This is a genomic window from Rickettsiales endosymbiont of Peranema trichophorum, from assembly GCF_004210275.1.
GTDB lineage: Bacteria > Pseudomonadota > Alphaproteobacteria > Rickettsiales > Midichloriaceae > RICK02.
On sequence record NZ_SCFA01000030.1, the window covers coordinates 1 to 9,473 of the forward strand.

Annotated in this window: 5 protein-coding genes and 1 pseudogene; all 6 read right to left on the reverse strand. The window is 41.7% G+C overall.

The window, feature by feature from the left end; genetic code table 11:
* Nucleotides 1-546: 546 nt before the first annotated feature.
* Nucleotides 547-2,271 carry a type IV secretion system DNA-binding domain-containing protein gene (locus tag EDM53_RS01500; protein ID WP_165379542.1) on the reverse strand — a complete coding sequence of 575 codons (1,725 nt, stop codon included), beginning with the start codon at nucleotides 2,269-2,271 and terminating at the stop codon, nucleotides 547-549.
* Nucleotides 2,272-2,460: 189 nt separating this feature from the next.
* Nucleotides 2,461-3,582, reverse strand: a complete 1,122-nt coding sequence (locus EDM53_RS01505) for a hypothetical protein (protein WP_130121738.1) — start codon at nucleotides 3,580-3,582, stop codon at nucleotides 2,461-2,463.
* Nucleotides 3,579-6,839 carry a conjugal transfer protein TraG N-terminal domain-containing protein gene (locus tag EDM53_RS01510; RefSeq protein WP_130121740.1) on the reverse strand — a complete coding sequence of 1,087 codons (3,261 nt, stop codon included), beginning with the start codon at nucleotides 6,837-6,839 and terminating at the stop codon, nucleotides 3,579-3,581. Before EDM53_RS01510 ends, EDM53_RS01505 begins: the two co-directional genes overlap by 4 nt.
* Nucleotides 6,839-8,203, reverse strand: coding sequence for a conjugal transfer protein TraH (locus EDM53_RS01515; RefSeq protein ID WP_165379544.1), 1,365 nt, complete (start codon nucleotides 8,201-8,203; stop codon nucleotides 6,839-6,841). The genes EDM53_RS01510 and EDM53_RS01515 overlap by 1 nt, the downstream gene beginning before the upstream one ends.
* A gap of 25 nt (nucleotides 8,204-8,228) precedes the next feature.
* The gene (locus EDM53_RS01520) at nucleotides 8,229-9,008 is read right to left on the reverse strand and encodes a conjugal transfer protein TraF (protein WP_130121744.1); all 780 of its coding nucleotides are present in this window, start codon (nucleotides 9,006-9,008) and stop codon (nucleotides 8,229-8,231) included.
* Nucleotides 9,009-9,188: 180 nt separating this feature from the next.
* Nucleotides 9,189-9,473: pseudogene (locus EDM53_RS01525) on the reverse strand (hypothetical protein); the annotation flags it as partial.

Sequence of the window (9,473 nt, forward strand, 5' to 3'; positions counted from 1 at the left end):
GTAACTTACAGCCTGTGGAAAACAAGAGCGAAGGTCTTTAAGAACATAGTGTATATAGAAGTATTTAAAGGTTCTGTGGTTGCTCATGTGAAATAAGACTAGTATTGTCATAACCTCTGAAAGAGCCATTCTACAAGGCTTATTGCGTTTTTTATTTGGGTTAGGCAAACCAAATCTCTTATTTTTTCTCCAAAGGTGTTGCAAAAATCATCAATATGACAGAAGATGTCAGTGAGGAATGGGAACATAGACTACCTGTTTAATTTGGGTTAAAAAGATAAGCTTACTCCCATTCCTTTCCATCTGCAACTCTCTCTTTACACCATTTCTAACTCATCCTTATATCAAATTGGGGTTAATTAAAGATCTCAACGAAAAAGCAACCAGTGCAGTAGAACAGGTCAAGTCCATAGCATACAGAGCCCTGGAAACCTCAGGGCAGCGCATGTTGGTATATCCCAATGAGTCGAACGTGAAAGGTCCTGTGCTGTAGGCTGAACAGTTGTAATTGTGCGGTATCGGATTGTAATACTGGATTAAACATTGTCAAACTTGTGACGATATGCCTTGTTGGGTGCTTGTAGTGCTGGTCTGTGATGCTGATGGTTCCTCCCCATCCTTTTGTGTCGTTGGGCAGTACTCCGGATTCTCAAAAATGCATTTTTGAGTCTTCAAATGCTCAAAGTTAATTAAAGCAATCGGAAGCCCACCAGTCATTGCGGCGTAGCCCGTAAATCTCGGCAGCGAAATCATTTCAGAAGGTAGCGCAATCCTCCGCTCGATTCTGTTCTTTGAAAGATTGACTCCATCCCTCATTCTGTGAGCTCCGTAAGATAACCCCTCCTTGTATTCCTCTATCTCTTGAGTACCAAGTACTTGCGATGCCCATTTGGCAGTCTCATTGTTACCGGTTTTCAGTATGATCTTATTACTGCAGTTTGATGCAATCGTCTCAGTGTCATTTGGACCGTATCTTTTTGTCAGCTGCGATATCGATTGTAATGATATGACAAAACAACCACCGAAGTTCCTTGAAACCGTTAATCCCCTCTCTAGACTTGGTAGGTAATTGAGCGAGGCAATCTCGTCAAAGATTAGCCATATCTTTTTCTTGTTACCAAGAGGTAGCTCACCAAGGTTGTTCACAGCTATGTCCATCATACCACTGATCAGAGGCTGTATGCTGTTGTGTAAAGAAGCTCTGCTTGACAAAAATACGATGTTTCTAGCCTCAGGGTCAAGCAGCCACCTCTTGATAGAAAAGTCGTTGGACCCATCATTCTTGATATACTGTAACCCTTTGAGATATGTCGTCATCAACATTAATAAGCCAAGAGTGGTTTTCTCAGCAGCAGGATCTGTGAAGTTCTTTACAAGAGTCCTTTCTAATACATCGTGTAATGTCCCTGTAGGTAATAGCAAGTGGTTGTATAAATCTTGCGTACTAAAGTTGCCATTTCTTATCTGCAATTTGCATAATTCTGAAAAGATCAGTCTTGCACCGTTTGGCCAAAATGGATCATTAACAGCATCGTTGGTGCCAATCAAAGCTTCTGCTATCGTTTCAAATTCGGCCTCGTGCTCAGTCTCCTTAAGTAGACACCAGGCCTTTGAACGCTTGTCAAATGGGTTAATGATAATGTCCTTATCAGGCTCATAATATCCACTGATAAACGCACCGGTGTAGTCGTATATGAGAGCCTTGTCACCACGTTCCTTAATTTGTCTGATTAAATCCTTTAAAATCACCGTCTTACCAGTTCCGGTAGTACCACAGAGCATTAAGTGCTCCGTCTCCCCACCCGGAGGATACGGCACACCAGCAACAGAGTATGGGTCGTACACCTTTTCCTTTTTATTTAATCCCTGAATCAATTTATTTAGTTTGTCCTGTGTTACTACAACCCTGCCTCTTAAAAATTGACTGTTTGTGGTTTTGTAACCGCTATAGGCTACAAATAAAAAGATAAGACTGACAGTCAAAACAGAAGGAACCAATGCTTGAAACATGCTCTTGATCAAGATCGCACGTACATCCTCTATCTCCTTGCTCGTGAGTTTGTATTTCTTGATCTGCCATGCTTTGTATGGACGATTCACCATCGGCACCGTAGAGAGTTTTGCGATATCCTTCCCACTGAGCTTGTGGATGCTTTGATATTTCTGTCTCAAGATGATCGTAGCGCGTCTGTCACCCAACAGGATGATTTTATCATGCTTGCCGCTGTAATTACACCAAGTTGATTGCAGCTCAGCCATAATATTTGACATGTGTATTTCGTCTACATATAGCCACGGTATCAACGCGGTAAAGATTACCCACGCTAGCAAGGTACATAAGCACCAGTCTCTAATGGATTGGTTGCCCATCCTTAGCGTGTGTCCTGCTAGTTGTGTCCCCCTAATGAATACCACGTAGTCTCAACTCTTATTAAAATCATTTGCGCTCAATGTCTTGCCCTACTTTTGGTTCGACACTTCTTCTAATAGATCATTCGGATATATTCTATGTCTGTACTTCTTAAAGACTGCGTATTCCAGACCTACATTGTCACCTAAAGATGCGTACCTTTCATTCATCATTTTGGCGTATCTCATCTTCTCCTGTTTGACAAGCTTCTCATTAGCAGGATTTGGACTGTTCATGCTATACCTGCACACTCCAGGCCTTTCGCGGCACCATTTTACCATGTGCTCATGAAATTCCACTTTTTCATGTTTGACCATATAAGGTACTGTCCAGTCTACATCTTTAGCTATACCAAAAACCTCTGCTGTCTTTTTGATTCTATCTAGATACCTTGCCAGTATCTCCCCATCGCTATACTTTACAAGTATTGGAATTGCTTTGCTGGCTCTTCTGGTACAGCTTGCTATAACTGTATCGGGGTTATCCTTCAACACGTACTGTGCTATCTCTGCATCCGTCATATCTAATCTGTAGTGCTTTGCATCCTCTATGTATTGCTTCTTGGCAATCAAAGTTTGCTTGTCCCAATCATCCAACCTGCTTAAAGATTCCAGCAGTGCTACATCCTTTTTATATTTTGCTGCAAGATTGTTCTTTGCAATGATATTGCTTCTGAACCTAAAGATGTCAGCTTCAAGATAATTGTGGCAGCGACTACAGTACTCGTACAAGGCATCCAGGTACCTATCAAAAGGTGTATTTTTGCTTTCTGCCTTTCCTTGCAGTACATCTAATACGAAGTTGTATTCATTGTCGATTCTTTGTTCAACTTTGGAAGTGGTTCTTTCCCTATGAACTGCGTCAAGTTCCCTTCTTTCGTCCGTTCTGATTCTTACTTGATCATTTTTAGACAGTAGTGGTGACATTTGAGCTTCCAGATCTTGCCTTTTGGTTTCTATGGCCTCACTTATTTGTTGTTGTTCTTTTTGTACTGTGTCCCTAATACTGTTGAAGTCTTGTAGCGCACTGTTAAAGTACATTAACCGGAAAAACTGAGAGACAAGAAAAAATATGGCAATCATAACGATGATGGCTATAATAAATTGTCTAACACTCACATTCTCAAAACTATTGCCATTACCTAAGTGATTTTTAAAGTTGTCGTTATTCATTTATTATCCCCATCTGTTTTCTGTAGCTGGGCCATTTTTTGATCGCTTTTTTCTATTCTCTTACTCATATCAAACACCTCATTTTTTGCAATTGTTTTTGGTGTTTTTGTATTGGTTTTCAATAATTCTTGTTCGATGTGTTGCTGTTGTTGCACTAAATGTGGCTGCTCATTTAGGTGTTCCTGTATCGGTGCCACTGTAGGTTGTGCTTCATTATTGATAGGCTCTATATTGTCTGGTGTATTTGAAGCGCTAGTTGTAGTAGCACCACCTGAGCCTGAATTCTCTTGTCGTGCTTCCTCAGCAAATGTTTTAGGTGAACTGTCGGCGTGTTCTCTGCTGTTAAAATCGGCAAACTTAGGCTCTTCTCGCCCGTCCCATACTTTCTTGAAATCAAATACGGGAGGGTCTCGCGATACATCAGAAAATCTTTGTGCCTTCTCTTCTGGAGTTAATATACCATATAACTCATTTTTCTTGGATGTTAAGCCTTCTGTTTGTTGCTTGACATTAGCCTCATCTTGTTTGTGTATACCAGATACCTCGCTGACTATGTTGTGCTCCTTGTTGTTTTCGTCAGAGTATGTGCGATAGAGCCGTTGCGTATCATCTGAGGTGATATCCTTGTTAATTGCTAACCCGTATTGTTGGCCTGTATTCGTAATCACTTCCTTCGCATCTTGGAACACCTCTGAGACATGATTTCCATCTTGATCTATACCAACTCTCTGACCTAAACCTATCTCAGCCTGTTCAATCTGAAATTTACCGTATGCTCCTTCCTTACCATCGACTACGTCTTGCAACAACTTCCTCTCTTGTGATGCCCGTAGTGCAGCATGGTCTTGCTTTTGTCGATCAATGCCTTCAGATATCAAACCACTTGCCTCCATACCCTCAAATCTCTCCTCGGCTATGGTTCTGCTAAAACCACCTAGAAATCTCATATATTGGTCCCTGTTGGCCCCGATTGCAGGACCATCCGCGGCTATCTGTAGCGCTCTATCCCGTCCCACCTCGCTGCCATCACTGTTTTTGGTATGGGCTACGTACTCTACAAATCTCTCGGTCGCGTCTTCCGTAATGCCTATGCCCAGGCTTTCTGCAATGGTTTTTGCATTTTCCCATTTCTTTGCTTCAGAACTATGAAACCCATACTGCTGTGATGATTGTTCCATCGCGCTAAACTCTCTTCTGAGACTCTCTGCTAACCTTTTCTCTTCCCCCATGCTCTCGTTATATTTTATATCGTCTAAGTGTCGTACACCTTCTTCAATGTGTTTGACTAAACCTTGAGATTCCGCCATTTGTTTTGCTTCTTGCGATTCCAATCCATAACTGTACGAGGCGCTACCTCGTACAGACCAAATCCCAAATCCTATACTAGACACAACCTCTCCAGCTGCTTTAGCACTCCACCCATGAGTTTCTTGCAGTTGTTTTGTAAAGTTGATCGTTTTGTTAATGCTGTCTGCGTACTGACTGCTATTAGATATTTCCCAACCCCGGTTTTGTCCAATGTTCCTACCCATGCTGGATAATAAATCTGACGCATTTTGGTGTGCCATACTCCTGTGTTGCTCAAAATTTCTGGCGTGATTCATTGCTATACTGTTCTCTTCCGCTATATGGTTGTTAAATCCCATGCTTAACATGCGATTGACTGATATGGTATCTGGTAACTTTGACATGTTCTGTCCTCCACCGCCTACACCAAGAAGCCTACCAGTGCCGACCATCAAGTTGTGTCCTCCGTCTAGTCTTTCCATATCCATGGTGCCCGATTTATAGCCTATCGATGTGTCATGTTTAAATCCAGTGTCATTGATACGTGCCCTTCCTGAGTATGCAACGGTGTTGAGGCTCAAGTTTCCGGAGGCTATCTCATGTGATACACTCTGTGCAGCACCAGACATTGCACCCGTGATAGTGCTTGCTAAGCTGATAAATGATGATACGCTGCCTTGTAAGAGTGCATAAGAAATAAATGGAATCGATGCACTACACATTGCTGCTATCGCCTCTATGTCTGCGTGTAGGTTAGAGAGACCTATCGATGTCAACATTGTCAACCCTTCCCCTCCAAGGATCGCTTTGCTTTGGTATTTGCCTACAGTACACATCACCATGTTCAGTATAGCATAAAGTGGTGCCCATAATTGTAGCCATATTAGTATCTGTAAGTATCTAGCAAAGATCACAATTCCCGTGGGTAGCATCATAAGTATTGCAATAAAAATAAATGCAGAATAGGCAAGGGTCTCCAGTACTATTTTTAATGCTATCAAAAAATGGGACGCTAGCTCTCCTGTGATTGAATGCCACTGCCTTTGCTGAATTCTCGCCTTTGCTACAGCATAGCTTTGTTTGACGTCATCAATAGCGTTGATCATCATTTCTTGTTTTAAAATATCTTCAGCACTATTAGCTATATCGGCCATAAAAGAAAAACTGTTGGTGAGCTTTTCTTTAAAAAAATTTTCAAACATTGCATCAGATGTGGTACTGTTAGCGTCCAGCTTGTATTGCTTGCCAAGGTATGTGGCCAACCCCTTTGTATGTTTTGTAAGTTCCTTATCAAGCTTCTTTGCACCTTCTTTACACGTCAGAATGTCTGCTGTTTTTGTGGTAGGTTCCCTGTAAGTAAAACCATTGATGGGATTGGCATTGTCCCTCACCAGTTGCCATATGTTCTCAGCATGATGCAAATCTGATACAGTGTACTTACCACCCATCATGGCCTCTAGAACAACACATTGATCTATAAACCTAGAGATGTTCTCCTTCAAGATACCATCTCTAATTCTGTATCTATCCATGTTCTTCAAAAGACGAGAAGCAAACATGCTGCCACTTTCGCTGTATTTCTCATAGTCAGCTATCTTAAACAAAGTTTCCACAGTGTCCGTAATGCCATGCCCTATACCACTCATTATTCCAGCAAATGCCCCAAGGACATAAGGTACATTGTCAACTTTGCGCTCAAATTTGGTGATCGGATCATTAATGAGAATTGAAGCCTTGGGTACGAGCATTGCATTTGTGCTCATCCAAAACCAAAACATCCATCTGATTGGGACCATTGCTTCATTTTTGATAATACTCGTCAGCAAAACCCAAAAACCAAACATCACAGCCGATATATAAAATGTACTTTGATATACCTTGTGACCGTTAAATAAAGAAGCTATCGCATTGAAGGTATAAAATAGCTGCTCTCCACCCCCATATGTATATACTACATAATCTATGTGCATCACTTGATTTCGTTATAATGAGTAAACATATGCTGCATCTTTTTTTCTACTAAATTTGTTTTTTCAACGACGGTGAGTGCTGCTATCATCCTTTGGTATGCTCCAAATCTCTTATCGGTGATCATCTTCCTAACGTTCGTTATGTCTTTTTTAAAGTTGTCGATGTGTGTACCGTCGATTTGTACCTTCTCCAACTGACTAATGTTCACGCTAACAAAGTCTAAAATTCTCTCCAGATAGCCCAACAGATAGTCATATGCTATCGGTTCTGCATACTCGTAAATATTGATGACACCATTGCCAGCTGTAAATGCGTTCTGTACGGATACGATTTTAAGTATGGGGATCTGTGTCAGCTCTATTAGTGACTTCTCCCTGTCTGTCAGCTTACCATTGTGATCCTTCATTTTGGTTGCTATACTACGCAACGTCTCCTCGACCTGTGGTACTAAAGCTTTCTTTTCCGATATTCGACCTAAACTCTTTCGAACTATTTCTAAACATTTGTCTTTTTCGTTACAGCTGTATACTTCTGCTGCACCTCCACCCTTAGGTCCTCCAAACAGCAGTGTATCAAACAGTGCCTCGCTATTGACAAGAGAGTGATAGTGGCTAACGACAACACTTCCATCGACTCCATTTCCTTTCTTTTTGCTTGTGATGGTACCGCTTATGGTGATGAAAAATTCTGCTAGAGACTTGTCATGAGAAAATATTCCCTGATTTTTTATAGCTTCCCAGGCGATATTAAAATCATCTCCCAATTGATGCTGATATTTTTCCACTTTCCTGGCATTTGTTTCGTCCCTCTTGCCACCAGTACCACATCCCTGCCTTGCCATTGCCCAGTCCTTAAATTTACCATTACTGGTACCCATCGATTGGCAAAGCTGCTTGCTTGCCATGTCGCTTCTCGGCCATACCCCACCAACAATTTGAGTAGCTGTTTCACAGCTATTCATGTTTAAGTTGTTCATTTCCCGTGCTATATCGTTCAACTTCTGCATGGTGTTGTATACCTGTGGTACAAATGTCTGTAAGGCCAGGCTAAAGGAGTAACCGGCTGCGTTGCTCATCACCCCCCTCATTGCGTTGATAAGTTGATCCGTGTTGATAAAACTAAAGGAGCCCATGAACATATCTATGCCACCGCATCCAGCTTTAACAGAAGGGACCTGGAAATTAGCAAATTGGTAATGACGCGTTGGCACTCTAGCATAAAGACTACCACCAGTGTAGTACCCTCCGGACTGGCCCTTGTAGGCTCCTCCAGAGGTTATATTGGTACTGGCATTGAATAACTCCTCCATCTCCTTCTCGATGCTAGCAATAACAGTACTGCTACAAGCTGTATGACTTATCATAAAAATAAGTACGTATATCAGACATTTACTTTGTTTGTGTTTCGTCATCCACATATTCGTCCAAATCTTGTCCAGTTATCAGGGCATCGACTCTGTCTTCTATCTCGTCCTCACTCACATAGCCAAAAGCTAGCGGTATCATACTACCGGTCCTGGGATGAACTGCAATGAGTGCAGGGACCACGGTAATACCTAGATTTCTTGATATACCATTGTCCAATTTTGCATCTCTAAATTCAGCTAACCCTACTTCACCCATTTGAATGCCCATTACTTTCCAATCGTAAAATGTAGCAAAGTCCCGGACCACTTTTGCAAAACCTTTACAATACTGACAATCACCACGAAAGAAGTACATCAAACCATACTCATGACTCAACGTCCTAATTTTCCGTCTCTTACGTGCTGATTCCTCTTGGCGTGAGATGTGCAGGGCATTGCTCGATGTAGGGTGTCGTAATGTTCTATCTAATTCCGGATGTTTGTAAATCACTCTTTGCCACGCTTTGGAAAATTTTACACTCCTATTACCTATCTTCTCCTGCGCTTTTATATAGTCAATGATATTTTTCTCGGTTGGCTCAACAATTGCCCTATGTAGCTTGTTCTCGGCGTCTTTTCTGATGGTGTTAATGACATCGGTTGGGGTGAGCTCAACAGAAGACTGTGTTGATTCTTTTGGCATGTCTTTTGGTTTGCTTTCATACCAGTGCCAGCCTCTCTTCTTATCTTTGTAAAAGGAGGTATCAGAGCGGGCCTGAATTGGAGTCGACAAAATTATTATAAACAATGCGAATCTGAGCATCTGTCTGATCAGGTCTATAGCTTCTATGTTTGTTATTTCAATTTTGGTATGCTAATTAGAAGATAGCTTTTAAATGATATTTAGGTCAAGCTAAGCCTGGTGTTTAACTAAAAACGCAGGATTGTGGAGCTGTGTACACTTTACTATAGCTTCTCTTCAATCCTGTCATGCAATCCGCAATCAGCCAATCAATGCATTCACCTCCTGCTCAGTCAACCCGGTAACCTCGCTTATTTTTCTTGTATCTAAGCCGACGCTTAACAGATTCCTCGCTATCGTAGCTCTTTCTTTTGTTTCACCTATCGCGATGCCCTTTTCGGTACCTATCGCGATGCCTTCCTCTCTGCCTATTCTTCTCCCTTTTGACTCTGCTGTGGTTACTGCGTCTTTGAATGTCGCTACTTCCTTCATATATCCAAAGTACGCATTCTGCATCTCTTTCGACATCTTCAGTATACCCAGCTT